This window comes from Nocardia sp. NPDC051756 (assembly GCF_040681495.1).
GTDB lineage: Bacteria > Actinomycetota > Actinomycetes > Mycobacteriales > Mycobacteriaceae > Nocardia.
On record NZ_JBFAYV010000001.1, the window covers coordinates 1,099,096 to 1,125,709 of the forward strand.

A 26,614-nucleotide genomic window follows, 5' to 3' on the forward strand; every position below is an offset into this window, starting at 1 on the left:
GTAGGTCCTCGCTGATGTCCCGTTCGGGACCGCGTATGCGCCGAGCGGGGCATGGGGGCGAAGCGCGAGTACATCCTGCCTGATGTCTCTCTCGACGCCGCGTTGTTCGCCAAGTGGGACATGGAGGCGAAGTGCGAGCGGGCGCGCCGTGATGTCCCGGTCGAGGTGATCGGGGGTGACTGGACGCATTTCGGCGGATCGATCCCGCAACAGTCGGCGTTTGGACTGATTGCGCTGCCCTCGCGAATCCGGCGCAGCACCATTGCCAAGCGGGACATGGCGGAGGCAAAGCGCGAATAGGCGCACCGAGAAGTCCCGTTCAGCACCGCGTTGTTCGCCGAATGGCACCGGATGGCGGCTAAGCGCGAGTGCATCCGCCGAGACGTCCCGTTCGAGGCGCGTTGTTCGCCAGCTGTGACGTGGAGGGGCGTAGTGCGGCTGGCAGCGCCCTGCTGTCCCGCTCGGCAACCCTCAGGTGACCGCGGATGGCTGGCGCGGTTAGGCGGATGGGATCCAGCGACAGGCCGACGTTTCGACTGACTGCACTGCCCCGCCTGTCTGGCGCAACATCGTTTGCTGGGCGGGACATGGCGGAGCCGAAATGTAAGTAAGCGCACCGAGATGTCCCGTTCGGCAACGCGTTGCTTGCTGGGCGGGACGTGGTGGGTGCGGTGTGTGAGTGGGCGTTCCGTGATGTCCCGGGCGGCGAGGCGGTGGTGTGTTCGAGGACAGCGCTGTGGTGCTGTCGTTGGGGACCGGGGCAGCTGCACACCTTTTGATGGGTCGCATACCGAATCGCATGCGATTCGGTATGCGGGAGATCAGGGCGTGTGCGGCTGTCGTGCTTCGCGTGTGCGCTGGCTCGTGGGGTGTTGGGATGGTTACAGCCGCACGCTTTTTGAGTTGGCGCACCTGGATTTGCATGCGAATCCTGGTGCGAGAAATCAAGGGGGGTGCGGCGGGGCGGTGGATCTGTGGCACAGGGACACGACGGCTGGCGTAGCTGTGCGAGTCCTGAGGTGGCGCACTTGGTTTCGTATGCGATCGCCGGGGTGGGAAATTGCGATTGCCGGTGCAGGAAACGATGTGGCGATGCGGGGGTTGGCCGGGTGGGCGGCAGATCAGTCGGTGTAGGTCGGGGGGGCGGCGGTCTCGGCGGGCTCGGATGGCTTCGTCGAAGTTGTCGGTGGTCAGGCGGACGTAGAGTTGGGCGGTTCCTTCGTGTTGCATGTGGGATTCGAAGCCGCCGGCTTCCATGCCGCTCCAGAGCATGCGTTTGGTGAGTTCGGTGCCTACGCGGCTGAAGCTGATGATGCGGTCGGCGATGTCGTAGCAGGTGTCGAGGAGTTTGGCGGCGGGGACGGTGCGGGAGACGAGGCCGATGCGTTCGGCCTCGAGTGCGTCGACGTCGCGGCCGGAGAGCATGATCTCGAAGGCGCGGGAGGAGCCGATGGCGCGGGGCAGCAGGTAGCTGATGCCGAGTTCGGTGGAGGTGAGCCCGTTGTTGATGCCTGCGGCGCGAAAGTAGGCTTCCTCGGCCGCGATTCGCATGTCGGTGACCATGCTCAGGCAGAAGCCGCCGCCGATCGCGGCACCATTGATCGCGCCGATCACCGGTTGGTTCATCCGCCGCAGGGCGAGCATCACATCGTTGAGTAGATCCATCGAGCGGCGCGCGATACTGGTGGTGGTGAGCCCCTCGACATTCGGTACCTTGCCCGCGTTCTGGAGGTCCGCCCCGGAGCAGAACCCCTGCCCCGCACCGGTCAGCACCACGACCCGAATGTCGTTGTCGGCGCTCACTTCTTCGAGCGCCTCGCGCAACGGGATCATCACATCGAAGGCCATGGCGTTCATACGGTCAGGCCGATTGAGGGTGACCAGCGCGATGTGCGGTCGCGGCGTATCAACGAGCACGAACGACATACGAAACCCCTAACCGGCGACTGCGCTGCCACCGACATCTCAATATAAGTGCTGCGCGGGCCGCGCTCGCCGGATCGCGATTAAGCATTGAGCAGGTCAGGTTGTCCGGCTCGCGATCGGGTGCTGCGGAGCAGGGGGAGTGACGGTCGGCCAACCGACCGATGGATCAGGGCGCTCGCCCCGGACATCGCCCTCAGCCCAAGGTATGAGATCGCGCCCACCGCAAGGGCTTGCGGTGGGTTAGCCGAACGATGGCCACGAGTGTGCTGGTGGCACAAATGATTCCGACTTGGCGGAAACCCGGCGCACCGGGAACCAGGTGAACAGCAACGCCGCGATGACGGTGAGCACGCCCCAGCCGACGAACCCGACCCCGGCGTACAGTGGATTCGCCTCGCGCACAGACGAGTTGAACAGTCCGAACAGCATCGCGCTCCCGTTGAACGCTGCATGCGCGACGGCACACGGCCAGACACTCCCGGTGTACATCCGCAACCACCCGAGGATCGCGCCGAACGGCACACAGAACCCGATGAACGCCACGGCAGCCCAGGCTCCGAGGTTCGGATAGTTGTATCCGAGCAACGTCAGCGGCGCATGCCACAACGCCCAGATCACCCCGGTGGCAACGATTCCGCCGATGATCCCGAGCCGATTGTTGAGCTGCGGCAGCAACCACCCGCGCCACCCGAGTTCCTCACCGAGCGCGAACGGCAAGGTGCCGAGGGTCGCCACCGTGACCGCGTCGACGATGACCGCCGCGACGGTCTCACCACTCTGGAACTCGAAGACATACACGCCGAACACCACACTCAACCCGAACGCCAGCCACAGGAACAGCGGAGTCGCCACCCAGGCGACCGCCATGAGCCACACCGTCTGCCGAGGTCGCGCACCGAGCCGTAACCCGTTCTGCGCCAACAGCGCAGGCCAAGATAGTCGCCGATACCGCCACACCGCCAGCACCCCGAGCGCGGGGGAGAACATCATCAACGCAGCCCCCGTATGCAGCCACAAACCAGACTGCAAACCCTCCCCGTCGATCCACGGCCCAGACGCCAGCACCCAGGCCGCAGCAACTGCGACGAACAGGAACAGAACGAAATCGTTGCGACGAGCGATCATCCGACATCCTTAGGACGGCGTGCTGCCTTACCTATTCGGACGCAGGACAGGCCGACCCGGTTCCATCGATGCCGAAAGTTCTTGCTCGAGTTTTAGAGTCGCAGCATGACCGTCTATGTGATCGCCCAGCTGAAGTTCACCGATCGCGCCGCCTACGACCGCTACCAGGACCGCTTCCTCGACATATTCACCCGCTACGCAGGCACATTGCTCGCCGCAGACGAAAGCCCGCAGCTCATCGAGGGCGCCAGCGACCGCGAGAAGGTCGTGCTCCTGTCGTTCCCCGACGAGACCGCATTCCGCGCGTGGGCGGAATCGCCGGAGTACCTGGAGATTTCGAAGGATCGGCAGGCCGGCGCCGACTCCGTGATCCACCTGGTCGAAGGCCTCGGCCACCGCGCATGACAATGCCGCCGCCGATCTGCTCAGCGACCCCGATACCGAGCATCGCGCAGAACAGTGGCCGACGGCACGCTGAGACCGAGGTCGCTTCCCTCAATCCATCTGCCAGGTAACCCGAATCCCCGCCGAGATCTCACTCTCACCCAACTCGACCGGAACCGGCGCCGCCCCATAGGCATCCATCGCGATCGACATCGCCTTCACCCGCGGAATGGAAGGCGGTGCGCTGGAGGTGTTCTCGGTGATCTCCAACACCGCGCCGAGCGTCCGCCCGGCCCGCGCCGCGAACTGCTCCGCCTTGGCGACAGCGTTCTCCCACGCCGCATCCCGCGCCTCGACGAGCAGCGACTCCTGGTCGGCGAACGTGAGATTCAGCCCACCGAGCCGAACATCGTCACCGCCCGCGTCGACCGCGTTCGCGATGATCGTCGCGGGCCCCGGATCCGCATCGTCGGCGAGGTTCCGCAACGCGATGGTCAGCGACGTACTCGCGAGATACCCGGTGATGCGATTGCCCTGACCTTCGGTCCACACGGTCTCGGTATGTACAGACAACCCGCTGGTGGCGATATCTTTCCCCGCGACCCCATCCGACCGCAGCGACCGAGTGACAGCGGCCACCCGCTCACCGGCCTTGCTGTAGGCCAGCGCCACCTTGCCCGCCCGACACTCGACCGAAATCGTGACGCGCATCAGATCCGGCGTGGCCCGCGCGGTCCCGCTGCCGAAAATGGTGACGGTGCCCGCAGCAGCGGACTCGGACTTCTCGTTCACGGCATACTCCTCTGATCTGTCGGCGGTGAGTCTCGCTTCAAGTGGTCAACGGCGGACAGCGACCAATCGTCCCCGCGGCGGGAAGTTCGTTATCTCGTCCCGGCGTCGTGCGCGAACCGCTCAGTAATCACCCCCACGCACCGCGATCGCGCGCACCGCCGCGTCCATCTGCGCATACGCCCCCGCGGCCAACCGCTCGAGCAACGCCAACTTCAACTGCGGTGCCCGCGACGTCAGCTGATCGAAACGCGCAGGTTTCAACACCGCCACCCGCACCCCCGACTCCGCCCGCGCCTCGTTCACGAACGGCGTCCCGACCAGCATCGGGATCTCCCCGAACGACATCCCCGAGGACAGACTCACCAGTCGGTGCGTCCGGCTGTCACTGCCCTCGAAGGTGATTCGCACCCGCCCTTCGAGGATCAGATACAACCCCGAACGCGCACTCCCGCGCCGCGCGATCACCTCACCGCGCGCGAACGTGCGCACTTCGAATTCCTTGGCCAGCTGCACCCGATCACCGTCCTCGAGCGCGGCCAGCGCCGGATGATCCTCGATCGCGATCGACGTGCACACCGGCTCGTCCCCGGGCCGATGCTGGTCGAGCACGATGTCCTCACACCATTCGGTCGCGGTGTCGCGATCGATGAACACCCGCCCGCGCGGATCGTCCGGATCCAGGCTGGACACCACGTGCCCGAGCTTGGCATCGGGATCGACCAGCGCGACCCGCACGCCGATCGCCGCGAGCTCGGTCTGCAAATCATCGATCATCCGTACCGCGATCGCGCTCACCTCACCGACCCGGCGCAGATCCACCACGAGCGCTTCCAGCTCACCGGCCTGCGCCTCGATGGTCCGCACCGCGCTCTCCGCGCCGGCGAACAGCAGGTCACCGTGCAGTTCGTAGACCCGCGCCCGATGCCCGTGCTCGGCCAGTACCGCGATCTCGTCGGTCGTGCGGCGCAACCGCGACGGCACCTCGGCCACCGAATACCCGGCCCGGATCGCCGTCCGCGCCGCCCGCGTGACGTGCAGAAAGTGCAGCTCCAGCCGCTGCGACAACTCACGGCAGGCCGCGACGCCGCGCACGCTGTTGCCGTGCGCGTCCAGCCGCGGGGAGTAGACCGCGATGCCGATCTGCCCGGGCAGCACCGCGACGATGCCGCCGCCCACCCCGCTCTTCGCCGGCAGCCCGACGCTGGTCACCCAGTCGCCGGCCGCGTTGTACATGCCGCAGGTGGTCATCACGCTGAGCACCCGTTCGGTCAGCGCCGTCGACAGCGCGCGTTCCCCGGTCACCGGGTTGCGCCCGTTGTTGGCCAGGGTCGCCGCCATCAGCGCGAGGTCGCGGCAGGTCACGTCGAGCGAGCACTGCCGGAAGTAGCGGTCGACCGCCTCGTCGGGGTCGGAGTCGATGATGCCGAACGAGCGCAGCATGTAGCCGATGGCGCGATTGCGGAACCCGGTGCGCGCCTCGGACGCGTACACCGCCTCGTTCATGCTCAGTTCGCGCCCGGCGAAGCGTGAATAGCAGCGCCGGATGCGCTCGAATCGCTCGAGCGGATCGCTCCCGGTGATCAGGGAGGCGGCGGTGATCGCGCCCGCGTTGATCATCGGATTGCGCGGACGCTCGGTCACCGGATCGAGGCTGATCTCGTTGAACGCCTCGCCGGAGGGCTCCACATCGATGCGCGCGTCCACGAACTCGGTGCCGCGATCGGCGAGCGCGAGCGCGTAGGTGAACGGCTTGGAGATCGACTGGATGGTGAACGACACGTCCAGGTCGCCGGTGCCGTAGATTCGCCCGTCCGCGGTCGCCAGGCACAGGGCGAATGAATCCGGCTGCGCCGCAGCCAGTTCCGGAATGTAGTCGGCAAGTGTACCGGAGTCGTCAGGCCGGCACAGCTGATAGACGTCGTTGACGATCCTGGACACGACGCCCGATTCGATTGTCCGCTCGATCGCCTCTCCGGGCTGGGCCACAGGATCACTCTAGGCCGAGTACGGTATGCCGAGGCTCACATTTCGGCCTGATGTCGGCTGGTGGTGGTCGTTGCCAGGTGTGGCAGTTCGGTTCTCGTTCGTAGGCACTGGCCGCCGCTCCGTAGACTGATCGGATCAGATGCGCTATCCGGAGGGAGCGAGTTCAGGTGGGAGTGCTTTCCCGGGTCGACACGCCCGAAGATCTTCGACCGCTCACCGCGCAGCAACTGCGTGAGCTGGCGGACGAAATCCGCGAATTCCTCGTGCAGAAGGTTGCCGTGACCGGCGGTCACCTCGGCCCGAATCTCGGCGTGGTCGAGTTGACCATCGCCCTGCACCGGATCTTCGATTCGCCGGCCGACCCGTTGATCTTCGACACCGGCCACCAGGCCTACGTGCACAAGATCCTGACCGGCCGCAAGGACGAGTTCGACACGCTACGCAGGCAGGGCGGCCTGTCCGGCTACCCGAGCCGCGCCGAGAGCGCGCACGACTGGGTGGAGTCCTCGCACGCCTCCGCGTCGCTGTCCTACGCCGACGGCCTGGCCAAGGCGTTCGCGCTGACCGGCCAAGACCGGCACGTGGTCGCGGTGGTCGGCGACGGCGCGCTCACCGGCGGCATGTGCTGGGAGGCGCTCAACAACATCGCGGGCGCGCCGGACCGGCCGGTGGTGATCGTGGTCAACGACAACGGTCGCTCCTACGCGCCGACCATCGGCGGCCTGGCCGACCGGTTGACCGCGCTGCGCACCCAGCCCGCCTACGAGCACGCGCTCGACGCCGGGAAGCGGATCCTGAAGAGCATCCCGCGGGTCGGCGAGTCCGCGTACTCGATGATGCACGCGGTGAAGGCCGGGATAAAGGACGCGGTGAGCCCGCAGGAGCTGTTCAGCGACCTCGGGATGAAGTACGTCGGCCCGGTCGACGGGCACGACATCGTGGCGCTGGAATCGGCGCTGCGCCGGGCCAAGGACTTCGGCGGGCCGGTTGTGGTGCACGCGGTGACGCAGAAGGGCCACGGGTACGCGCCGGCGGAGAACCACATCGCCGACCAGATGCATGCGTGCGATCCGATCGATCCGCTCACCGGCGTTCCGGTCGGCGGCCCGAAGGCGCTCGGCTGGACGTCGGTGTTCTCCCAGGAACTCATCGCGCAGGCCGAGAAGCGCGACGACATCGTCGCGATCACCGCGGCCATGCCCGGGCCGACCGGGCTCGCGGCGTTCGGCGAGCGGTTCCCGGAGCGGATGTTCGACGTCGGGATCGCCGAGCAGCATGCGATGACGTCGGCGGCCGGGCTCGCACTCGGCGGGATGCATCCGGTGGTGGCGATCTACTCGACGTTCCTCAATCGGGCCTTCGATCAGTTGCTGATGGATGTCGCGTTGCTGAAGCAGCCGGTGACCGTGGTGCTGGATCGTTCCGGCATCACCGGGCCGGACGGCGCCAGCCACAACGGGATGTGGGATCTGTCCGTGCTCGGGATCATTCCCGGGATCCGGGTGGCGGCGCCGCGCGATGCGGCGACGTTGCGGGAGGAGCTGGCGGAGGCGCTGGCCGTCAACGACGGGCCGACCGCGATCAGGTTCCCCAAAGGTAGTGTCGCCGACGATATTACGGCGGTTGAGCGGCTCGACGGGGTAGATGTACTGCGGCTGGCCGCCGGCGCAGGCGAGGATCTGGCGCTGGATGGCGGCGGTTCGGTGCAGGCGGTGCGCGGTGATGTGCTGCTGGTTGCCGTCGGCTCGTTCGCCGAGGTCGCGTTGCAGGCCGCGGATCTGCTGGAGAACGAAGGGGTTTCGGTCACCGTGATCGATCCTCGCTGGGTGCTCCCCGTATCCGACACCCTGGTCAAGCTTGCCGAGAACTACCGGCTCGTAGTGACTTTGGAAGATGGTGGACTGCACGGCGGTATCGGTTCGACCGTGTCCGCTCGGTTGCGTAACTCCGGGCTGGACATCCCGACCCGCGATCTCGGTGTGCCCCAGCAGTTCCTGGATCACGCGTCGCGCGGGGCGGTGCACACGGAACTCGGGTTGACCGCGCCGGATATCGCTCGGCGGATCGGTGGTTGGCTCGCCGCACGGTGAGTCGTGTGGTGTTGCGGAGTCCGTGCTCGCGGACCTTCGGCGGTTGTGTTCGAGCGGATCTGGATCGCCAGGTGCGAACTAGTGCTCGGGCGCCCGCTGAACGCGTCCGCCTACTTCGATCAGTCCGTCTGTCCGCGGACGCGTCACGATCTGTGAGCCGCGCCCCTGCGAAATGTGTAGCGGACGGCCGAGACCGGCAGTGAGGAGCAGCGCTGCCGCACCGGTCGCCTCGTCCTCATCGATGCCGTCGCCGCGACCCGGGAATGCGCGGGCCCTGACCTGGCCGCCGGCCTCGTCCTGCCAGGCCCAGGCGTAGATCCATTCCCCAGGTGCCGGAACCGCGAGCGCGTCGACCTCTTCGGCGGAGTCGTACCGGCGCAGCGTGCGCTCGGGAGCCCACTCCGCCCGCGCCGCAATCCAGGTGAACTCGCCATCGGTACGAGTGCCCACAACACCGGCCTGCGTAACCAGAGCAGGCACGCCGAGCAGCCAAGCCGCCCCAACACACGGATGCCCGGCGAACGGCAGCCGAAGCGTCGGCGTGTAGATATCGATAACCCCCCGCTCGACATCATCGACAAACACCGTCTCGCTGAACCCCAACTTCCCAGCGAACGCCTGCCGCGCACCCACCTCCGGAACAGCACCCCCATCCCGCACCACCCCGAGCCGATTCCCATGCCGACCGTCAGCCCCACAAAAGACCCGCAACACCTCGTATTCGATCACCCCCGCAGTCAACCACTTCAGCCGCGCACGCTGGATCGGCCATGAATCAACGGGACATGCTGGAGCCAAATCGCGAGATCAGGCTCCGTCATGCCCCGTTCGCCGCCAATGTTTCTCGGTACTGCGGGCCGCCACAGCGAGCGAGATCGCCACCGAGGTTCGACCTGCGCGAGCTCTCAGCAATCCATTCGGTGACGTCCGCGATTCAAGCGCATGAACCGGGTGGCTCGATTCGGCTGCGATGATTCGCGGGTATTACCGCCACGAGTCAGCTGTTTGGGTTCGTACGGTCTGCACCTGGGGCCAGCCTCGACCCTGGCGAACCCGACCTCACGGTTTCGACGCGGCTGCGATGAATAGCGGTACTGCTACGAGGAGTCGGTTCGATTGGGCCCGTTTGGTCTGCTCGGCGATCCAGGTGTCGGCGCGTTCTTGCGGCAGGTTAGTGGTGGCGGCGGCTGCTGTGGCGAGGCCCTTCAACATGGGGAGCATGAGGTCGTCGGTGAAGATCGGGGTGCGTGCTTCGATGGCGACGTCGTGGAAGCCATTCGCCAGCAGTAGGTTTCGGTAGGCGCGGGCCGAGCGGGGGTTGGTGATGGTGCCGGCGCGGGCGTGGAGGACGGTGCGAGTGATTTCCGGGTCGTCGGAGTCGATGATGATGGCGTCCCAGTCTTGGCCGAGGAGGACGATTCGGCCGCCTGGGGTGAGGACTCGGTGGGCCTCGGTCAATGCCGCTGCGGGGTCGGCGATTTCGTGGAAGACCTTGTCGGCGCGGTAGGCGGAGACCGATTCGCCGGATAGGGGAAGGGTTTCCGCGGTGCCGAGGCGGAAGTCCAGTGCGGGCCAGCGGGTTCGGGCGGCATCGATCATCTGAGCACTCGGATCGATGCCTATCGGGATGGCACCTCGGTCGGCCAACTCGGCGACTGCGCGGCCGGAGCCGCAGCCGACATCGATAACGGAGGCGCCAGGGCTCAGGCGCAGTAGGTCGTAGGAATAGGCGCGGAGTTCGGCGGCGCCGGGTGCGGCGTCGACCGAGTCGAGGCGCTGGATCAAGGTGGACATGCCGGCCATCGTGCGACTTAATGTTGACATGAAGTCAAGCGACGAGGTGACCAGCATCGGCGCGGTGGCCGCCCGTTTCGGCCTGGCCACACACGTCCTGCGACACTGGGAATCCGTGGGACTGCTGACCCCGCAACGAGATTCGGCCGGGCGTCGGCGCTACCGCGAGGACGACATCTTCCGCGTCGCGGTCATCCTGCGCGCCAAGGACGCCGGGTTCACCCTCGACGACATCCACACAATGCTCACCACACCCGACCGCACAGCCGTGCTCGGCCGGCAGCGCGACGAATTGCAGGCGCGAATCGCCACCGCGCAGACCTCCCTGGACATGATCGAGCACGCCCTCGCCTGCGAGCACGCCGACTTCACCACCTGCCCACACTTCCAAGCGGCGGTGTCCGAGCGCCTGTTTCGGCAATAATGGCAAGGATGGACGAGCACACGGTCGAAAATCTGTTCGCCGAACGCCCGGACGCGCTGCGCCTGTTCCGCCGGCTGGCCCTGCGGATCGAGGCCCTCGGCGCGATCACCACCGCGGTCACCAAAAGCCAGGTCTCCTTCGGCGCGGACCGAAAGTTCGCGTGGTTATGGCCGACTCCACGGGCCAAGCAAGTCCCGGACGATGTCCTCATGCTCACCCTCGACCTGCGCAAACCGGTGGCGGACCCGCTGATCCTCGGCGTGCAGGAGACGTATCCGGGCAAGTGGACCCACCAGATCCGCGTGCTGGACGATTCGGTCGTCGAGCACGTGGTGAACGAGGGCTGGCTCGAAGCCGCCTACGACTTCGGTATCCAAGACCCGAAGTAGGGCGGAAGCCGCTGCTGCCGAGCAAGGTTGCTGATTCGATGGGGCACCCGGCAACGGCTGCGGCCGGCGGAAATGCCTTCCGCCGAACATCTTCGGCTAGCGCGCGGTCCGTCTCCGTTGCGAGGCGCGGACTTTCACCCGGTTGCCGCACACATTCATCGAACACCAGGTGCGCCCGTGGTTGCGCGACTGATCGTAGAAAGCCCAGCGGCAGCTCGGTTCCCGGCACGCTTTGAGTCGCGGCCAGGTGCCCGCGGAGACGGCGGTCGCGACGTCGGCGAGCAGAGTGGTCAGCGCGTGATCGATCGGCTCGCGCGACTGGGGGACCAGGCGCGGCGGAATGCTGCTCACATCGAGGCGCAGCGGTAGCGCGGCAGTCAGCGTCGCGAGTTGTGTTCGCGCAGCGGGGTCGAGGCCGTCCGGGCGTGGACTGGTAACGGGTTCGGCGTTGTTCTCCGCCAGGAGTGCCCGCAGACCTTCACGCAGCCAGACGGCGCGCTCGCAATCCTCGGCATCGGCCTGCGCAAGGTCGGGGAGCAGGTCGTTCGTGCTCAGCCAGCTCGTCAACTGTTCGGGCGTGCCGAGCTCATCGCCGTCCGCACGACGCGTGTTGACGAAGTCCACGATGCGCTGCAAATCACTGGGCACGACACCATCATAACTATCTATTGACGATGGGTAGTTAGCTAACTATCGTTCAGCTCACACTAGTTAGCCAGATACGGCTGAATCCCATTCCCGCAAGGAGTCTCCTGATGGCAACGGTCAAGAAAGAACTCGTCGTAGAGGTCCCCGTCGAGCACATCTGGGCGATCATCCGCGATTTCGAGGCCGGCCCGGTCCGCATGGCACCCGGGTACGCCGTCGAGAGCAAGCTCGTCGCCCCCGGCACCCGCGTGGTCGAATTCGCCAACGGATCGACGCTGCGCGAACTACTCGTCACGATCGACGACGACGAGCGCCGCTTCGTCTACTCGATCATCGGCGGCAGCGTGACCCCGGAACACAACAACGCCACCATGCAGGTCTTCCCGCACGGCGACGGGCACAGCCGTTTCGTCTGGATCCACGACGTGCTGCCCGCGGAACTCGCGGACGCGTTCGGCGCAGGCATGGACGAGGGCCTGCGCACCTTCAAGCAGACGCAGGAAAACCCCGCGTCCTGAGCTACTCGGCGGGCTTCGGCGTCAACGCCACGGTCAGCTGCGGCACGGCCAGCTCACGCTGCCAAGGCCTGGCACCGCCCGACTTCAGGAAGCCGTCGATCGCGGCGGCCAGGTCGTCGGGGGAGTCGGGGACGCGGTCGTAATCCGGCAGTCCGTCCCAGCACAGGCGGCGGACCAGATCGGGCGAGAGCAGGTTCTCGACGGGGATCGAATGCTCGGTGGACAGCTCGCCCATCGCGGTCCGCGCGCGGGTCAACCGGGCGGCGGCGGCCGGGTCGCGGCGTTCCCAGCGGTTCACCGGGGGCGGTCCGTCGAACGGCTGGGTCAGTGGGGGTAGGTCGCTGTCCGGCAGGGTCCGGCCGCGATCGACGGCGGCCAGCCATTCCCGCGAGTAGCGGCGCTGGCGCGGTCCGCCGAACACCGGCAGCGCGCGCAGTTGCGCGATGGTCTTCGGATCGGCGGTCACGGCCGCGATGATCGCGGCGTCCGGCAGGATCCGCGCGGGCGCGACATCACGGGCGCGGGCGAGGGAATCGCGCGTGGTCCATAGTTCGCGAACCACGGCCAGTTGCCTGGTCCGGCGTAGATTGTGGATGCCGGAGGTGCGCCGCCACCGGTCCGCTTTCGGCGCGGGCGGCTCGGCGGTCCGGACGTGCTCGAATTCCTGTGCCGCCCAATCGGTTTTGCCCTGCGCCTCGAGGTCGGCGGCGACCGCGTCGCGCAGTTCCAGCAGCAATTCGACGTCCAGCGCCGCGTAATTCAGCCATTCGTCGGGCAGCGGGCGGGTCGACCAGTCGGCCGCGCCGTGCCCCTTGCGTAGGGCATGGCCCAGCAGGTTCTCGACCATCGCGGCGAGGCCGACGCGTTCGAAACCGGCCAGCCGACCGCCCAATTCGGTGTCGAACAGCCGCTTCGGCCGAAGTCCGACCTCGGCCAGACCCGGCAGATCCTGGTCGGCCGAATGCAATACCCACTCGAGGTCGTTGATCGCCTCGGCCAGTGGTTCGAGCGCGTCCGCGACCGGAATCGGATCGATCAGGAAGGTGCCCGCTCCGTTGCGGCGCAACTGAATCAGGTAGGCGCGCGCCGAATACCGGAAACCCGAGGCGCGTTCGGCATCGACGGCCAGCGGGCCGGTGCCCGCGGCGAGACGAGTAGCAGCCGCGGCGATTTCAGCGGCGGTGTCCAGTACCGGAGGCACGCCATCCACGGGCGCGAGCAGGGGTGGCGCGCCGGGGGGTTCGGATTCGTCGGGTACGGACATGTTGTTGAACTTTACGTGCAGTGCCGGGGCGGTCGTCGTCCTATCGGGCTTCCGTGTGTCGGGCGGGAGAACAACAGCGGAATCGACGGATGCTTTCGCTCAGTGGAACGCTGCGTCGCCCGCTGGTCTTCCCACGATCGCCGATCTGGCTACCGGTGATCGTTCGACAGGTCCGGACGCATCTGCAATTCGGTGATACCGGCCGGTGGGAGACCCGCCGCGTAGGCGAGGACCTCGCAGAAACCCTCGACGTGCGGGCGCATGTCGTTGGTGATCGCGGTCCAGGACGCCCGTAATTCGAGCTGGTGGGCGCGCGGCGGACCGGCGATGTCGCCGTAGCGCACCGAGCTGGTCGAGGTCACCGTCCCGCCGAGCGCGGTGAACGGTTCCGACCGCGACTCCAGCGCGTCGACCAGCCAGCTCCACGCGACCTCGGGTAGCAGCGGATCGGTGGCCAGCGCGGCGTCGATGTCGGCCTGGATGTAGGCGACCAGCCGCAGGGTGCCATGCCAGGCCTCGTCACCGTCGGGGTCGTGCAGCAGGATCAGTCTGCCGAACGCGTCGCCCTCCGAATCGACCGGCACGACACCGGTTTCCGGATGTTTTACCTCGGCACCGAGTGCGTAAGAGTAGGGCGCCAGACGTTGCGGCGGCCGGATCGGCGCCAGCTCGATCCGAGGGTGCACGGTTGCGGTGCCCATCGCCTCGACCGCGGCGCGAAATTGAGCTGGCTCGCCATGTGGTCCCTCGGTCGCTGCGGCGCCGTCGCGGAAGTCGAGCGGTGTCACGAAGGGGACGGTAGACCTTGTGCACCCGGCACAGTCGGAGGCGCGCCGCTGTATTGCGGCCGCGTCCGCGGGCCTTCGCAAGATTGCGCGCGTTGCGCACATCGGCGTGTCGCGGTCTTTGGTGGTGGGTGGGAGGGCGGTGATTGGGGACTGTTCGCAGGCCCACGCGCTGCCGGGTGGTTGAAGGCGTTTCGCCGAGCCTCGCCCGACAGAGTGAATCGGTCGCTAGTCGGACATTGCGCAACCCGCCTCGCCGATCCAGACGCTTGACACAGTCGTAGCGACAGTCGAACACGGAGCGCGGCCGTATGAAGTAGGTGTCCCGCGGCCGAGCGGAGCGCACGGCGCCTGCTGCCGACGCGGTGGTGCGGATCGGGTGTTGCCCACGGAAGCGATGGTCGGACGTCGCCGGCGGCAACCGATCCAGCGGCTCGGGCCGGGCTGAGGCGGCAGCCGAACGCCACCTGACCAATGGGAGATCAACAATGGTCGTGTGCAGATGTGTCGTGCGCGGTGCTCGGACGAATGGATGGTGCTGGCTTCGGTCGATCGGGGAAACAGCGGCGCGTCGAATGCTGGGTGTAGCTGTATGCGTTGGTGTTGGGCGCCGTGTTCGGCCGCGAGTGTGTGGGTAGCTGCCGATCGGCCAGACGATGGACAGCGCGCATCGGTGCAGGGGTTGATTGTTCTGGTTCGGCGGGCGGTGCCGACGGAAACGGTGTCGTCCTTTTCACGCACGCGCCCGGCCTGGTGAGTGAGGGGTGGTGGTCCCTTTACGATGGGCAGCGATGAGCACAAATACTCGCCGCCGCCTGACCGATGCCCCGTTCTTGGCCGCCGCCACCGGCGCTACGCCGAGCAGGCGTCCGGTGTGGTTCATGCGGCAAGCCGGACGGTCGTTGCCCGAGTACCGCGAGCTGCGCAAGGGCGTGGGCATGCTGGAGTCGTGCTTCGATCCGGAGCTGGTGTGCGAGATCACGCTGCAACCGATCCGCAGGCACGGGGTGGATGCGGCGATCCTGTTCTCCGACATCGTCGTTCCGTTGAAGGCCGCGGGGATCGACCTCGACATCGTGCCCGGCGTCGGGCCGGTCATCGCGTCGCCGGTGCGCACGGTCGAGGATGTGCGCGCGCTGCCGCGGTTGCGGCCGGAGGAAGTGGGCGCGGTCACCGACGGGGTGCGGCTGCTGGTCGACGCGCTCGGCGAGACGCCGCTGATCGGGTTCGCGGGTGCGCCGTTCACCCTCGCGTCCTACCTGGTCGAGGGCGGACCGAGCAAGAACCACGAGCGCACCAAGGCGATGATGTACGCCGACCCGCAGACCTGGCACGCGCTGCTCGGCGCGCTCACCGACATCACCATCGCCTTCCTGCAAGCGCAGCTCGACGCCGGCGTCGACGCCGTCCAGCTGTTCGATTCGTGGGCCGGCGCGCTCTCCCTCGCCGACTACCGGCGGTTCGTGCTGCCGCATTCCGAACGCGTCTTCGCCGAGGTCGCCGCCGCGGGCGTGCCGCGCATCCACTTCGGCGTCGGCACCGGCGAGCTGCTCGGCGCGATGGGCGAGGCCGGGGCCGACGTGGTCGGCGTGGACTGGCGGGTACCGCTCACCGACGCCGTGCGCCGGGTCGGACCCGGAAAAGCGTTGCAGGGCAACCTCGATCCCGCCGTGCTCTTCGCCGGCTCGGCCGCGGTCGAAGCCGAGACGCGGCGGATCGCGGCAGAGGCGGACGAAGCAATCACGCTGGGCGCCAAGGGACATATCTTCAACCTGGGCCACGGCGTGCTGCCCGACACCGACCCGGGCGTGCTGACGGCGCTGGTCGAATTGGTGCACGAACTGTAGTGCTCGCGGAGATCGTCGCTCGCGTGCAGGCGAGCGAACCGCGGCTCGGTTCGACCAGGTTGGTCGCGATCGATGGGCCCGGCGGCGCCGGAAAGTCAACGCTCGCCGCGCAACTCGTGCGCGAGTTCGACGCACCTGTCGTGCCGACCGACAGCTTCGCTTCCTGGGACAACACCTTGAACTGGTGGCCGCGACTGGAAACCGAGGTACTCGAACCCCTCGGCCGCGACGCGCTCGCTCGATACCGGCGCTACGACTGGGATCAGCGAGCGCTCGCCGAATGGCACGAGATCGCCCCGGGCGGAGTCGTGGTCCTGGAAGGCGTCTCCTCGTCCCGCGCCGCCGTCCGCCCTCGCCTGTCACTCTCGATCTGGGTCGACACCCCACGCCCCCTCCGCTTGACCCGCGGCCTCGAACGCGACGGCACTTCGGCTTTGCCGCTGTGGGAACAGTGGATGGCCGACGAAGACACCCACTTCACCACCGACGACACCCGCGCCCACGCCGACCTCATCATCAGCGGCACAGCCTGATCCCGCCAGCCGACCTGCTGCCGCGCACGCCGTTGCACTCAGTGCACGAAATTGTTGGCAACGGTCTCCGTGGAAGGGAATCAGGGCGTGGCCACTAGTCGCCGTCGCGCACGCCCGCAATCGACTCAAACGATCTCGCCGCGCGAGGTGGATCCATGCACCGCGGGCCAGTCGCCGGTGCGCCGCACACGTCACGCGATTCTCGTCAGCTGACCTCCTCCTTCCGTACACGCTGCTAACGCTTTGCGGCCCACGCAAGAATCGTCGGCAACTGCCTGCGCGTGAGATGCCCCCCGCGCAACCGCGAATCGTCGTCGCGCGCACCGCCGCACGCCGAAATCTGCACTCCTTCTCGGGATCTGCACTCGCTTTAGGGCTCTAGTTCGGGTGCAGATCCCGAGTTCGAGTGCGGATTCTTGCTGATGGCGGCCTCGTTGCCTCAGCGGGACGTGGTGGGGCGGCCGTTCGCGCGTTGCCGCGACCATGTCCCGCTGAGCATGAAAGCGCACATCGACTGACCGGATGGATAGACCCCATCGGACTTCTTTGAGCGTGCGGTCCTGAGCCAATGCACCTAATCGTCAAGTCGATACATGGGCATTCCGTCGAGAGCATCTGCTGCGTCCGAGTGGCGCAGCGCTTGCCGTCCTCGGCGAAGCGGATCGTCCCGAGTAGTCGGGTCGACACCCCACGCGCCCTCTGCTTGACCCGCGTCCTCGAATTGACCCCGGCCTCGAATGCGACGGCGCATCCGCCCTGCTGCTGTGGGAACAGCAGCACTCGGTGGGCTCGGGAGTGGACCGGTCGCGGGGCGGGTGGGGGTGGGGGATACCGTCGACGTCATGAGGATCGCGGTGGTCGGTGGCGGGATCAGCGGGCTGGTTGCTGCGTATCGGTTGCGCGGGTTGCTGGGGGCCGAGGCCGACATTGTGGTGTTGGATCGGGCCGAGCGGGTGGGCGGGATTCTCTATACCGGTGAAGTTGCCGGGGAGCCTTTGGATCTCGGGGCGGAGGCGTTTGTCGGGCGGCGGCCCGAGGTGCCGGAATTGCTCCGGGAGATGGGGCTCGAGACGCAGTTGGTGACGCCGGCGGGGTTGCGGCCGCTGGTGTGGTCGGGTGGGGTGGCGCACGCGATGCCCGAGCGGACGCTGATGGGGATTCCGGCGGACGCCGAGTCGATGCGCGGGCTGGTCGATGCGGAGACGGTCGAGCGGATCGCGGGGGAGTCGCGGCGGCCGCTGGCCTGGGAACCGGGCGCGGACGTCGATGTGTATCGGCTGATCGCCGACCGGTTCGGGGCGCAGGTCGCCGAGCGGAGTGTGGATCCGTTGCTCGGCGGGGTGTACGCGGGGAGTTCGCGCTCGATCGGGGTGCGCGCGGCGCTGCCGACGTTGGCCGCCGCGTTGGACGATGGAGCGCCCAGTCTCACCCATGCGGTGTCCGTCGCGCTGCCGCCGCCGTCGGGCGCACCGGTGTTCGGTGGGCTCCGCGACGGATATCAGGTGCTGTTGGAGGCGTTGGCCGCGCGCTCCGGTGCGAAGTTCGTCACCGCGACACCCGCCACTCGCCTCGCCCGCGGACTGCGCGGCTGGGTCGTCGACCCGATCGGCGCCGTCGACGCGGTCGTTCTCGCCACCCCCGCGCCGGTGACCGCCCGGCTGCTCGGCACGGTCGTCCCGGACGCCGCCGCGGCGCTGGCCGGAATCGAATTGTCCTCGTCCGTCGTTGTCGCACTTGCCCTTCCACGCGACACCGCACTCCCGCAGAACTCGGGCGTGTTGGTAGCGACCGGAGAACCCTTGCGTGCCAAGGCGTTCACCTTGTCCAGCCGCAAGTGGACCCATCTCGCCGAACGCGAAACCGCTTTGGTCCGCGCCTCATTCGGCAAATTCGGCGACGACTCCACCCTCTCCTGGTCCGACGCCGACCTGATCACCGCTGCCGCCGAAGACCTCTCCACCGTCACCGGCGTCCCCATCGCCCCGATCTCCGCCGTCGTCCAACGCTGGCGCGGCGGCCTCGCCCAATACGCCCCCGGCCACACCGACCGCATCGCCGCCATCGAAGCAGCCGTCGCCTCCATCGACGGCCTAGCCCTCGCCGGCGCCTACCTCCACGGAGTCGGCGTCCCCGCCTGCGTCGCTTCCGCCAACACCGCCGCCCACCACATCGCCACCACCGCAACCTGATTGACCCCGCCCTCGCCGGCGTGCCGTACACCACCCCCACCGCGAAACATCCCCCCTCCTGCGAGTGGCACGATAGGACGCATGGCGCGACTCGATTATCAGGAACTCAACTCGACCATTCGCTACCTGATGTTCTCGGTGTTCCAGGTGCAGCCGGGGGTGCTGGGGGAGGACCGGGCGGCGGCGATCAAGGAGGCGCGGGCGTTTTTCGAGGGGCTCGCGGATCGTGACGTGGTGGTTCGCGGCGTGTACGACGTGGCGGGGATGCGCGCCGACGCCGACTTCATGATCTGGACGCACGCCGAACGGGTCGAGGACCTGCAGGCCGCCTACGCGGACTTCCGTCGCACCACCGAGCTGGGTCGCGCGAGTGCTCCGGTGTGGAGCAACGTGGCGCTGCATCGTCCCGCGGAGTTCAACAAGAGCCACGTGCCGGCGTTCCTGGCGGGCGAGGACCCGGGCAATTACATCTGCGTGTACCCGTTCGTCCGCTCCTACGAGTGGTACCTGCTGCCCGACGAGGAGCGGCGCAAGATGCTCGCCGATCACGGCAAGGCGGCCCGCGGCTACCCGGACGTGCGCGCGAACACGGTCAGCTCGTTCGCCCTCGGCGACTACGAGTGGATCCTCGCCTTCGAGGCCCCCGAACTGCACCGCATCGTCGATCTGATGCGCGACCTGCGCGCCACCGAGGCTCGCCTGCACGTCCGCGAAGAGGTCCCCTTCTTCACCGGCCCCCGCGTCGAGCTCGACAAGCTCATCAACGCCCTGCCCTGAGCGCCCCTCCCGCCTCAGCTAGCAATCAACCGGCAAGCCCCGGGTTTTCGGGGCGTGCGGGTAAGTGCCAGAAAACGTACCCTTCGGTCCAGTGCCTACCGTGGATTACTCCGCTGCGCTGTCCGAGGGGTGCGGGCGCAGGGAGAATCCGCGTTTCGGGTCAACGCGTCGCCCCCGTGGCCTTCAACCTGCGGATGCCCCGGCTCAGTAAAGGGTTGTCCCACAGGCTCGGTGGCGTGCGTTCGGGGTCCATCAGTTCGTTCTCGGCCAGCGGACTGTCCTCGTCCTCGACGGTGGCCGGCTCGAACCGCACCAGGGTTCGGCCGTCACCGCGCAAGGCTTCGACGGTGCGCAGCAGCGATGCGGTCTCGGTGAGGGTGGCGTCGAACTTCGCGGGGTCGGCATCGAGATGTTCGCAGATGAGCCGGCGCCGGATGCCGAGGATGGTTTCCCGCAGCAGCTCACCGTCCGCGGTGTCGGGCGTGACCTCGACGGCCAGATCGCATTCGGTGTCGAAGCCCATGGAGCGGTTGTTGAGGTTCGACGAGCCGACCCGCAGCAGCCGATCGTCCATCACCAGCACCTTGGCGTGCACGTAGATCGGCGCACCCGCTTCGGTTACGGGGTAGTAGACGCCTAGCCGGTTGTTGATGTCCGCCTTCCACAGCAGATGTAGTAGGCGGCGGCGGGCACCGTCCATCGCCTGCTGTTCGAGCCAGCCGTCGGCGTGCCGCGGCAGCACGAGCACGATCTCCGGCCCGTCCGGCTCGCCCAACCGGGCGGCGATCGCCTCGGCGAGGGTGCGCGAGGCCAGGTACTGACTCTCGATGTACAGCGACCTCGTGGCGCCCGCGATCGCCGCCAGATACAGCGCCTCGATCTCCCGGACCTCGGCGCGGTCGGCGAGTTCGGGGAAGGTCCGCGCGATACCGACCTCGACGGACCGCATCGTCGGCTCCAGCCCTTCAGGCCACGGTGTGTCCCCGGCGATCTCGTCGACCGCGGCCAACTGCTGGCCGGTCGCCGCCTTCCACCGGGCCCTGGCCAATTCGCCGATCGCCTTCGCCGCGTCGCCGTCGACCGCGGTGGTCGCGTCGTGCCACGGGCCGTACCGGTTGCCGTTCGGCTCGGTGCGGTAATGGTTGTCGTCCTGGTGGTCGCTGGTGTCCCAGCGGTCGACGGTCATGTCGATGCCACCGCAGAACGCGAGCGCGTCATCGATCACCACGATCTTCTGATGGTGCGCCGACCCGATCGGGTGCGCGCCGTCCATTTCGAAGTGCAGCCTGCGGTCGGTCATCCAATTGACCACGAAGATCGGCGTCATCCCCCGGCTGATCGCCGCGAACGCCCCGACATTCCACTTCAGCAGATAGATGTCGAGATCCGGTCGCTGCTTCGGCAGCCAGGACAGGAACTTGCCCAGCCGATTCGGCCCGTCGAGGGTCTTGTCCTGCGGTTCGAACTTGATCCGGGTATCGAAGTCCCAGCCGATCAGCACGATCCGCTTGCGCGCCTGCAACATCGCGGACTTGGCGTGCCGGAAATAGTCCGCCGCGTCGATGATGCACGCCAGTCGATCCGCCTGGGCGATCTGCCAGCAGGTTTCGCCGGGAGTGAGGATGTGTTGCTCGTCGCTCATGTCCAGTCAGCTCTCTCGTCCGGCCCGGCACCCGTGCTCGCCGGTGAACGATCCACATTACTGAAGGTGCACTCGAGGCCCCGCGACCGACTGGACTCCGGGGTTCGGTTCACCGTCCTGAGCACCGTGCCGACCGACGCCCGGTGCCCGGCTCGGCCTCGAGGAGGTACGTGCCAGGGCCGGATGCTGGTTGGCCCGGTCGACGACTGCCGACAGTTGCTGAATGATGCTGTGCTAGACCTGATTCCGAGCAGATCCGGCCGGATGCCGGGCGACAAGGTCGACGTGACTGTGTGCGGGTAGATGACCGATCTGGCCGACCGCGCGGTAGAGTCGGGCGACGATGATCACGCGACGGAGCTTCTCGTCCGGCAGCGAACTGTCGCTGCGCGTTCCGGGGATCGTGTTGATCCTGGCGTGCGCGTTCGTTCCGATGATGGACACGTTCATCGCCGGGGTCGCGCTGCCGGGCATCCGGCGTGACTTCGGCATCGAGCAGGGCTCTGCCGTGCTGAGTCTGGTGCTGGTGGGTTATCTCGCGGGTTTCGGTTCGCTGCTGATCGTCGGCGGGCGGGTCGGTGACCGTTTCGGGCGGCGCCGGGTCCTGTCTTACGCGGCGGCGGGATTCGTGGCGGCGTCGGGAATCTGTGCTGCGGCACCGTTTTTCGAGGTGCTGGTCGCCGGGCGTATTGTGCAGGGCCTCGCCGCGGGGTTCGTGATGCCGCAGGTGCTCGGGCTGGTCACCGCGCACGCGGGCGCGCGCCGAGACCGGGCGATCAGCTGGTATTCATCGATGAGCGGCGTATCGGCACTGGTCGGTCTCATCGGTGGCAGCGCGCTGCTCGATCTGGTCGGCGGACCGGACGCGTGGCGGTGGCTGTTTCTGATCAACATCCCGTTCGGCGTGCTCGGGCTGATTCTGCTGCCCCGGCTGGTGCCCGACACCGAACCGAACATCGACCAGTACGTCGACGGTCGCGGCGGTGCACTGCTGTCGCTCACCGTGCTCGCGTTCTTGCTGACCACGGCGATGTCGACGGTTCTCGGCCCGTTCACCATCGCCCTCGCGGTACTCACCGTCGCAGTCGGCTTGGTCTGGGTGGCACATCAACGGCGCTGTGCCGCAACGGGAAAGCCCACCGTGATTCCGCCGGGGATGTTCGCCGATCCCAAGCTGCGGTGGGCGTTGGCACTGATGCTGCCCTTCTTCGCGGGCGCGGGCGGATTTCTCTACGCACTGCCGCAGACCTTGCAGGAGGGCCTCGGCCATGCGCCGCTGATTGCCGGTCTGCTGACCGCGCCGATGGCGGTGGGCTTTCTGTTTTCCTCGTTCGCGGTGCCGCGCATCCGCGGCAGGCTGGGGGTCGGCGCCATCGCGCTCGGCGCGTCGGTCCAGGGCGTCGGCCTGACGTGCATGGCGGTCGGCGTGCACGGCGCGTCCATCCTGCTGATGTGCGTGGCGATGCTGTTGATCGGCACCGGACAGGGGATCACGCTGGGCACGATGAACGCGCACATGCTGTCGCTGGTGCCCGCGGGGTTCGCCGGCGTCGGGGGTGGCGTGCTGCTCACCGCGCAGCAGGTGTCGATCGCGACGGGCGCGGCTGTGCTCGGGACGGTGTTCGGTGTCGTGGTCCGCACGTCCGGTGAACCGGCCGGGATGGTGACGGTGCTGATTGTGCAGATCGGACTGGCGATACTGGTGATCGCGGCGGCGGTGCGGTCAGCTCGGCGCGTCGGCGGGCGCTAGCGCGGAGATCTCGGCGAGGCTGTGACCCATTTCCTCGTGCAGGAACCGCACCATGGTCCACCATCGGCCGCCCTCGGCGTCGAACTCGCCGAATCGGGCGCAGTACAACGGAATCCAGCGCAGGAACTGTTCGATCATCGCCTCGCGGGACGGCTGCCGCTGCCCGTAGGCGTCGTAGGAGATGGACCGATGATCAATGAAATGCCCACCGGGCAAACGGTTCTCGCATAGATCGGCGTACTCGCGGGTCTGCAGGATGAGGTAGTGCCATACCTCGTCGATCGCCTGCTCGACGGGCAGGAACAGCCCGGTGAGTTCCTCGCGGTGCGCGGAGACCAGGATCAGATAGCGCACCGCCTCACGTACCTGGATGCGGGCGGTGGACTCGTCCACCTGATTGTGGTCGCGCACATAACGGACCGTTTCTTCGTACAGATCGCCGAGGACGTTGTGATCGTTCATCGCGTGCTCCCTCCGTGGACCAGCCAGGCGTACTTGCCCGACTTGCCGATCGGTATGTGCTTGCGGTGTCGAACGGTGACCGGTGTGCCGGTCAATCGTGTTGCGGCGGCGGCGAGTTCGGCGGATGCCGTCCGGTCGAGCGGCGCGCCGCCGAAGGTCGTGTAGGCGAGTTCGGCGGACCCGCGTTCCACCGAGAGCTGGTAGACGAATACCTCGTGGCTGATCGTCGCGATTACGTCGTCGAGCTCGGCCTGCGAGGTGATCGCGGTGTCGGTGACCAGCAGCTCCTTCTCGCGCCCGCAGAAGCGCACGATGCCGCTCGGGTCGGCCGAACCGTCGCTGGTGTGCACGCAGTCGCCGGTGTTGTAGCGCAGCAACGGCATGTACGGGTTACGGATACTGGAGACGACGAGGCTGTGGATGCCGCGGGTGCCCGGTATCGGTTCGAGTTCGACCGTCATCTCATCCAGGTGCGGGTGGTAGCGGCCGTGCCGATCGCCGTAGTACAGATAGCCCAGTTCGGTGCTGCCGAACAGTTCTACGACCGGGCAGTCGAGTCGCTCGGTGAGGAAGCGGCGCACGTTGCGCGGGGTGAACTCGTAGCCGTGAATCGCGCTGACCGGTTGCGGGAATCGTTGCCCCGCGGCCAGCAGCAGATGCGCGGCGTGGTAGGACGAGCAATCGAGATGGTAACGGCGGTAATCGGTTTCGCTCTGCACGGCGGCGATCTCGGTGAGCATGGTGGTGACGGCGTCCGGTGACCAGAGCGCGGGATCCAGGTGCTGGTTGACGTAGACGGTGCGGTCATCGAGCCTGCGGCGCGCGAGATCGCCCGGCTCGCCGCCTTTGGCCCCGTTGACCCTGGCCACGTGATCGGTGGCCAGTCGCGTGGTGACCGAAACGCGGGGCGCGCCGGCGGCGAAGGTGTCGCCGATCTCCGGATGATCGCGCCAGACCGTGTAATAGGACTTCAGCAGGAACAGCGGGGGGCGGATGAGCGGCATCCGGGCGTGATTGGTGCCGGTGGACCAGACATATTGCGCGGCACCGGATGCCAATGCCTCGGTGACCCGGGGGGTCATGAAGGAATCTGGAAACGTTTCGGCCAGATCAGCTTTGGTGATGATCGGGTAAGCGTTCGCCGCCGCGTAGTCCCGATAGAACGGGATCTCGCGGGTCGCTTCCACGAAAGCGGCGGGCAAGGGACGGGTCGCGGCGGTGTCGGTCATGGTGGTCCTGAGTCGGATGAGGCCGAGCCGGAAGCCTGCTCGGCCCCGCGACCGCGACTAGGAGATGCAGCCCGCCTTGGAAATACAACCCGCCTTGGAGATGCAGCCGTCCTTGGTTCCGGATTCGGAGTTGACGGCCACCCACCGGTCCCAGTTGGCGTCCTGCGCGAGGGTCTTGATCAGATCGTTCATTGGGAGCATCCTTCGATCGATGTAATCTGCCTGCCTTCTAAGAGTAAAGCAAGAGTAAAGTCGACGTGTCGATATGATCGGGGTCACATCGACGGGATGCTCGGCGTTGGGGCCGGTGTGCTAGCCGGCCGAACCCTCCGCAGGCTGCAAGCGCAGCGAGATGGAGTTGATGCAGTAGCGCTTGTCGGTGGGGGTGTTGTAGCCCTCACCCTCGAACACGTGCCCGAGGTGGCTGTGGCAGTTGGCGCACAACACCTCGACTCGGTGCATGCCGAGGGTGTCGTCGGTCTTGAGGATGACCGCTTCGGACTCGGCCGGGTCGAAGAACGACGGCCAACCGCAGTGGGAGTCGAATTTCTCGGTGCTGCGGAACAATTCGGCTCCGCAGGCCCGGCATTCGTAGACGCCGTCGGTCTTGGTGTCGGTGTATTCGCCGACGAAGGGACGTTCGGTCGCGGCCTCGCGCAGCACCGCGTACTCCTCGGGGTTCAGCTTGACCCGCCATTCCTGCGGCGTGAGCTGGATCCGCGGCGCGGGCAGGGACGTATCGGCTTCGGAACTCATCACTCCACGCTAATCGGTTTCGCCACCGTCGTCGCGGAACCGTTCGCCGAACTGGGCGAATCGGCCGCGGCCGGGACCGGCTTGAACCAGGTCGGGTCGATGCCGAACTCGAGCCGCCCTTCGCGCTTGGCGGCCAGATACCGATCGCCGAGCACGCAGAAGATCACGATCAGCAGCAGGCCCCAGCCGAAGGTGATGCGCAGGTATTCGACGTCGCGGCCGATGTGCTGCCAGCGATCCGAGAGCCACTTGTCGTAACTCATGAACCCGAACACCGCCAGCCAGGCCGGCCAGTTGCGCAGCACCGAATTGCGCAGCACCACCGTCATCAGGAACGGGAACAGCATCATCGAGTAGTACATCTGGCCCAGCGAGGGCAGCAGGAACATCGCGGTGAGCAGCACACCGGAGGAGGTGCAGACGAAGAACAGCTCGTCCTCGCGGTAGTAGCGCCACAGCAGCCACAGCGAGATGGCGACCAGCACGCCCATGCCCAGCCGCATGAACCAGACCAGCCACGGCGCCACCCCGTAGTACTCGCCGTTGCCGGCGATCGCGCTGTTGAAGTAGTCGCGCGTCTCGAACAGGTAGGGCGCGGTGTGGCTGAAGAACTTCTCCGGGTCCTTCGACATCGGCCAGGCGATCGCGGTCAGCACGATCGGCACGCCGAGCGCGGTGATGAACACCTTCCACTGCCCGCGCACCAGCGCGATCAGCAGCAGCGGCGCCAGCGTCGGTTTCACCGCGATACTGAGCCCGAGCGCCACCCCCGCCCAGAGATCTCGGCGCTTCAGCAGCAGATGCAGGAACAGCAGCTCGGCCAGCAGGATGCACCCGTTGACGTTGGTGAAGACCAGCGTGTTGGTGACCGTCTCCGACATGAACATGGCGAACAGCAGCACCGGCGCGACCACCGAATTCACGGTGAACCGGAACAGCCGCAGCAGCAGGTACCAGGCGAGGATGATCGCGGCCGCGTTCAGCAGGATGAACAGCCAGCGGGCCTTTTCATAGTCGTGCACCCACGCCACCGGCGCGATGAGCAGCGTGCCGCTGGGGTAGTACAGGTAGTGTGGGTCGACCGAGTCGAAGTTGGCCGTGTAGACCGGTCGCCCGTTGAGGAAATCGAGCGAGGCCTGGTACACGGGCCGGAAGTCGTCGGTGATGAAACCATTGACAGCCTTGATGAAAACCCGGTTCAGCACAGTCATGACCGCGAAGGGCCAGAGTGCGAACTTGATCACCTCGGCGGTGGTGCGAGCAGTGCGGGGCTCGAGCTGTCGAAGTAACACTGGGGCACGGTA

At 67.1% G+C, this 26,614-nt stretch carries 25 protein-coding genes and 1 pseudogene; 11 read left to right on the forward strand and 15 right to left on the reverse strand.

Annotation, left to right across the window (positions count from 1 at the left end; all coding sequences use genetic code 11):
* The first annotated feature begins 51 nt into the window (after positions 1 to 51).
* Complete coding sequence (locus AB0M22_RS05450) at positions 52 to 300, forward strand: hypothetical protein (RefSeq protein WP_364721373.1); 249 nt, start codon at positions 52 to 54, stop codon at positions 298 to 300.
* Between the two features lie 837 nt (positions 301 to 1,137).
* On the opposite strand, the pseudogene AB0M22_RS05455 reads toward AB0M22_RS05450, so the two are convergent.
* Positions 1,138 to 1,926 (reverse strand): annotated as a pseudogene (locus AB0M22_RS05455) (enoyl-CoA hydratase); the annotation flags it as partial.
* Positions 1,927 to 2,166: 240 nt separating this feature from the next.
* A complete protein-coding gene (locus AB0M22_RS05460) occupies positions 2,167 to 3,051 on the reverse strand; it encodes a CPBP family intramembrane glutamic endopeptidase (protein ID WP_364721376.1) in 885 nt (294 codons plus the stop codon).
* 105 nt (positions 3,052 to 3,156) lie between these two features.
* Here AB0M22_RS05460 and AB0M22_RS05465 point away from each other — a divergent pair, with 105 nt between their 5' ends.
* Positions 3,157 to 3,456, forward strand: coding sequence for a DUF1330 domain-containing protein (locus AB0M22_RS05465; protein ID WP_364721378.1), 300 nt, complete (start codon positions 3,157 to 3,159; stop codon positions 3,454 to 3,456).
* Positions 3,457 to 3,546: 90 nt separating this feature from the next.
* Here AB0M22_RS05465 and AB0M22_RS05470 read toward each other — a convergent pair whose 3' ends face one another.
* Together AB0M22_RS05470 and glsA are read right to left on the reverse strand one after the other, a co-directional pair.
* Positions 3,547 to 4,227: an SIMPL domain-containing protein gene (locus AB0M22_RS05470; protein ID WP_364721381.1), complete on the reverse strand. Its 681-nt coding sequence runs from the start codon at positions 4,225 to 4,227 to the stop codon at positions 3,547 to 3,549.
* Between the two features lie 120 nt (positions 4,228 to 4,347).
* Positions 4,348 to 6,165: a glutaminase A gene (gene glsA, locus AB0M22_RS05475; protein ID WP_364721700.1), complete on the reverse strand. Its 1,818-nt coding sequence runs from the start codon at positions 6,163 to 6,165 to the stop codon at positions 4,348 to 4,350.
* 215 nt (positions 6,166 to 6,380) lie between these two features.
* Here glsA and dxs point away from each other — a divergent pair, with 215 nt between their 5' ends.
* The gene (gene dxs, locus AB0M22_RS05480; RefSeq protein ID WP_364721384.1) at positions 6,381 to 8,303 is read left to right on the forward strand and encodes a 1-deoxy-D-xylulose-5-phosphate synthase; all 1,923 of its coding nucleotides are present in this window, start codon (positions 6,381 to 6,383) and stop codon (positions 8,301 to 8,303) included.
* A gap of 78 nt (positions 8,304 to 8,381) precedes the next feature.
* Here the strand turns inward: dxs and AB0M22_RS05485 are convergent, their stop codons facing one another.
* Both AB0M22_RS05485 and AB0M22_RS05490 read right to left on the reverse strand, forming a co-directional pair.
* Positions 8,382 to 9,032 carry a PhzF family phenazine biosynthesis protein gene (locus AB0M22_RS05485; RefSeq protein ID WP_364721386.1) on the reverse strand — a complete coding sequence of 217 codons (651 nt, stop codon included), beginning with the start codon at positions 9,030 to 9,032 and terminating at the stop codon, positions 8,382 to 8,384.
* Positions 9,033 to 9,362: 330 nt separating this feature from the next.
* Entirely contained in the window at positions 9,363 to 10,097 is a 735-nt protein-coding gene (locus tag AB0M22_RS05490) for a methyltransferase domain-containing protein (RefSeq protein ID WP_364721389.1), read from the reverse strand.
* A gap of 28 nt (positions 10,098 to 10,125) precedes the next feature.
* On the opposite strand from AB0M22_RS05490, the gene AB0M22_RS05495 reads away from it, so the two are divergent.
* Both AB0M22_RS05495 and AB0M22_RS05500 read left to right on the forward strand, forming a co-directional pair.
* Positions 10,126 to 10,521: a MerR family transcriptional regulator gene (locus tag AB0M22_RS05495; protein WP_364721391.1), complete on the forward strand. Its 396-nt coding sequence runs from the start codon at positions 10,126 to 10,128 to the stop codon at positions 10,519 to 10,521.
* An 8-nt stretch (positions 10,522 to 10,529) separates the two neighbouring features.
* Entirely contained in the window at positions 10,530 to 10,910 is a 381-nt protein-coding gene (locus tag AB0M22_RS05500; protein WP_364721393.1) for a DUF5655 domain-containing protein, read from the forward strand.
* A 96-nt stretch (positions 10,911 to 11,006) separates the two neighbouring features.
* On the opposite strand, the gene AB0M22_RS05505 is transcribed toward AB0M22_RS05500, so the two are convergent.
* Positions 11,007 to 11,558, reverse strand: a complete 552-nt coding sequence (locus tag AB0M22_RS05505; RefSeq protein WP_364721395.1) for a CGNR zinc finger domain-containing protein — start codon at positions 11,556 to 11,558, stop codon at positions 11,007 to 11,009.
* Positions 11,559 to 11,665: 107 nt separating this feature from the next.
* On the opposite strand from AB0M22_RS05505, the gene AB0M22_RS05510 reads away from it, so the two are divergent.
* The gene (locus tag AB0M22_RS05510; protein ID WP_364721397.1) at positions 11,666 to 12,076 is read left to right on the forward strand and encodes an SRPBCC family protein; all 411 of its coding nucleotides are present in this window, start codon (positions 11,666 to 11,668) and stop codon (positions 12,074 to 12,076) included.
* A 1-nt stretch (position 12,077) separates the two neighbouring features.
* On the opposite strand, the gene AB0M22_RS05515 is transcribed toward AB0M22_RS05510, so the two are convergent.
* Positions 12,078 to 13,340, reverse strand: a complete 1,263-nt coding sequence (locus AB0M22_RS05515; protein ID WP_364721399.1) for a ribonuclease D — start codon at positions 13,338 to 13,340, stop codon at positions 12,078 to 12,080.
* Between the two features lie 149 nt (positions 13,341 to 13,489).
* A complete protein-coding gene (locus tag AB0M22_RS05520) occupies positions 13,490 to 14,128 on the reverse strand; it encodes a DUF3000 domain-containing protein (protein WP_364721401.1) in 639 nt (212 codons plus the stop codon).
* A 788-nt stretch (positions 14,129 to 14,916) separates the two neighbouring features.
* On the opposite strand from AB0M22_RS05520, the gene hemE reads away from it, so the two are divergent.
* From hemE to hemQ, 4 genes are all read left to right on the forward strand, one after another.
* On the forward strand, positions 14,917 to 15,972 hold the full coding sequence (hemE, locus tag AB0M22_RS05525; protein ID WP_364721403.1) for a uroporphyrinogen decarboxylase: 1,056 nt from the start codon (positions 14,917 to 14,919) through the stop codon (positions 15,970 to 15,972).
* Between the two features lie 23 nt (positions 15,973 to 15,995).
* Entirely contained in the window at positions 15,996 to 16,505 is a 510-nt protein-coding gene (locus AB0M22_RS05530) for a hypothetical protein (protein WP_364721405.1), read from the forward strand.
* Positions 16,506 to 17,347: 842 nt separating this feature from the next.
* On the forward strand, positions 17,348 to 18,694 hold the full coding sequence (locus AB0M22_RS05535; protein WP_364721407.1) for a protoporphyrinogen oxidase: 1,347 nt from the start codon (positions 17,348 to 17,350) through the stop codon (positions 18,692 to 18,694).
* An 81-nt stretch (positions 18,695 to 18,775) separates the two neighbouring features.
* The gene (gene hemQ, locus AB0M22_RS05540) at positions 18,776 to 19,471 is read left to right on the forward strand and encodes a hydrogen peroxide-dependent heme synthase (protein ID WP_150405956.1); all 696 of its coding nucleotides are present in this window, start codon (positions 18,776 to 18,778) and stop codon (positions 19,469 to 19,471) included.
* A gap of 160 nt (positions 19,472 to 19,631) precedes the next feature.
* On the opposite strand, the gene AB0M22_RS05545 is transcribed toward hemQ, so the two are convergent.
* Complete coding sequence (locus AB0M22_RS05545) at positions 19,632 to 21,113, reverse strand: phospholipase D-like domain-containing protein (RefSeq protein WP_364721410.1); 1,482 nt, start codon at positions 21,111 to 21,113, stop codon at positions 19,632 to 19,634.
* A gap of 343 nt (positions 21,114 to 21,456) precedes the next feature.
* Here AB0M22_RS05545 and AB0M22_RS05550 point away from each other — a divergent pair, with 343 nt between their 5' ends.
* Positions 21,457 to 22,863: an MFS transporter gene (locus AB0M22_RS05550; protein WP_364721412.1), complete on the forward strand. Its 1,407-nt coding sequence runs from the start codon at positions 21,457 to 21,459 to the stop codon at positions 22,861 to 22,863.
* Here AB0M22_RS05550 and AB0M22_RS05555 read toward each other — a convergent pair.
* The 5 genes from AB0M22_RS05555 to AB0M22_RS05575 form a co-directional block, all read right to left on the reverse strand.
* Entirely contained in the window at positions 22,837 to 23,325 is a 489-nt protein-coding gene (locus AB0M22_RS05555; RefSeq protein ID WP_364721414.1) for a hypothetical protein, read from the reverse strand. The genes AB0M22_RS05550 and AB0M22_RS05555 overlap by 27 nt on opposite strands.
* Positions 23,322 to 24,554 (reverse strand): hypothetical protein, encoded by a 1,233-nt coding sequence (locus AB0M22_RS05560; RefSeq protein ID WP_364721416.1) that lies wholly within the window; start codon positions 24,552 to 24,554, stop codon positions 23,322 to 23,324. Before AB0M22_RS05560 ends, AB0M22_RS05555 begins: the two co-directional genes overlap by 4 nt.
* Positions 24,555 to 24,611: 57 nt before the next feature.
* On the reverse strand, positions 24,612 to 24,746 hold the full coding sequence (locus AB0M22_RS05565; protein WP_364721418.1) for a hypothetical protein: 135 nt from the start codon (positions 24,744 to 24,746) through the stop codon (positions 24,612 to 24,614).
* Positions 24,747 to 24,866: 120 nt separating this feature from the next.
* A complete protein-coding gene (gene msrB, locus AB0M22_RS05570) occupies positions 24,867 to 25,310 on the reverse strand; it encodes a peptide-methionine (R)-S-oxide reductase MsrB (RefSeq protein ID WP_364721420.1) in 444 nt (147 codons plus the stop codon).
* Positions 25,310 to 26,602, reverse strand: a complete 1,293-nt coding sequence (locus tag AB0M22_RS05575; protein WP_364721422.1) for a glycosyltransferase family 87 protein — start codon at positions 26,600 to 26,602, stop codon at positions 25,310 to 25,312. The genes msrB and AB0M22_RS05575 overlap by 1 nt, the downstream gene beginning before the upstream one ends.
* Between the last annotated feature and the right edge of the window lie 12 nt (positions 26,603 to 26,614).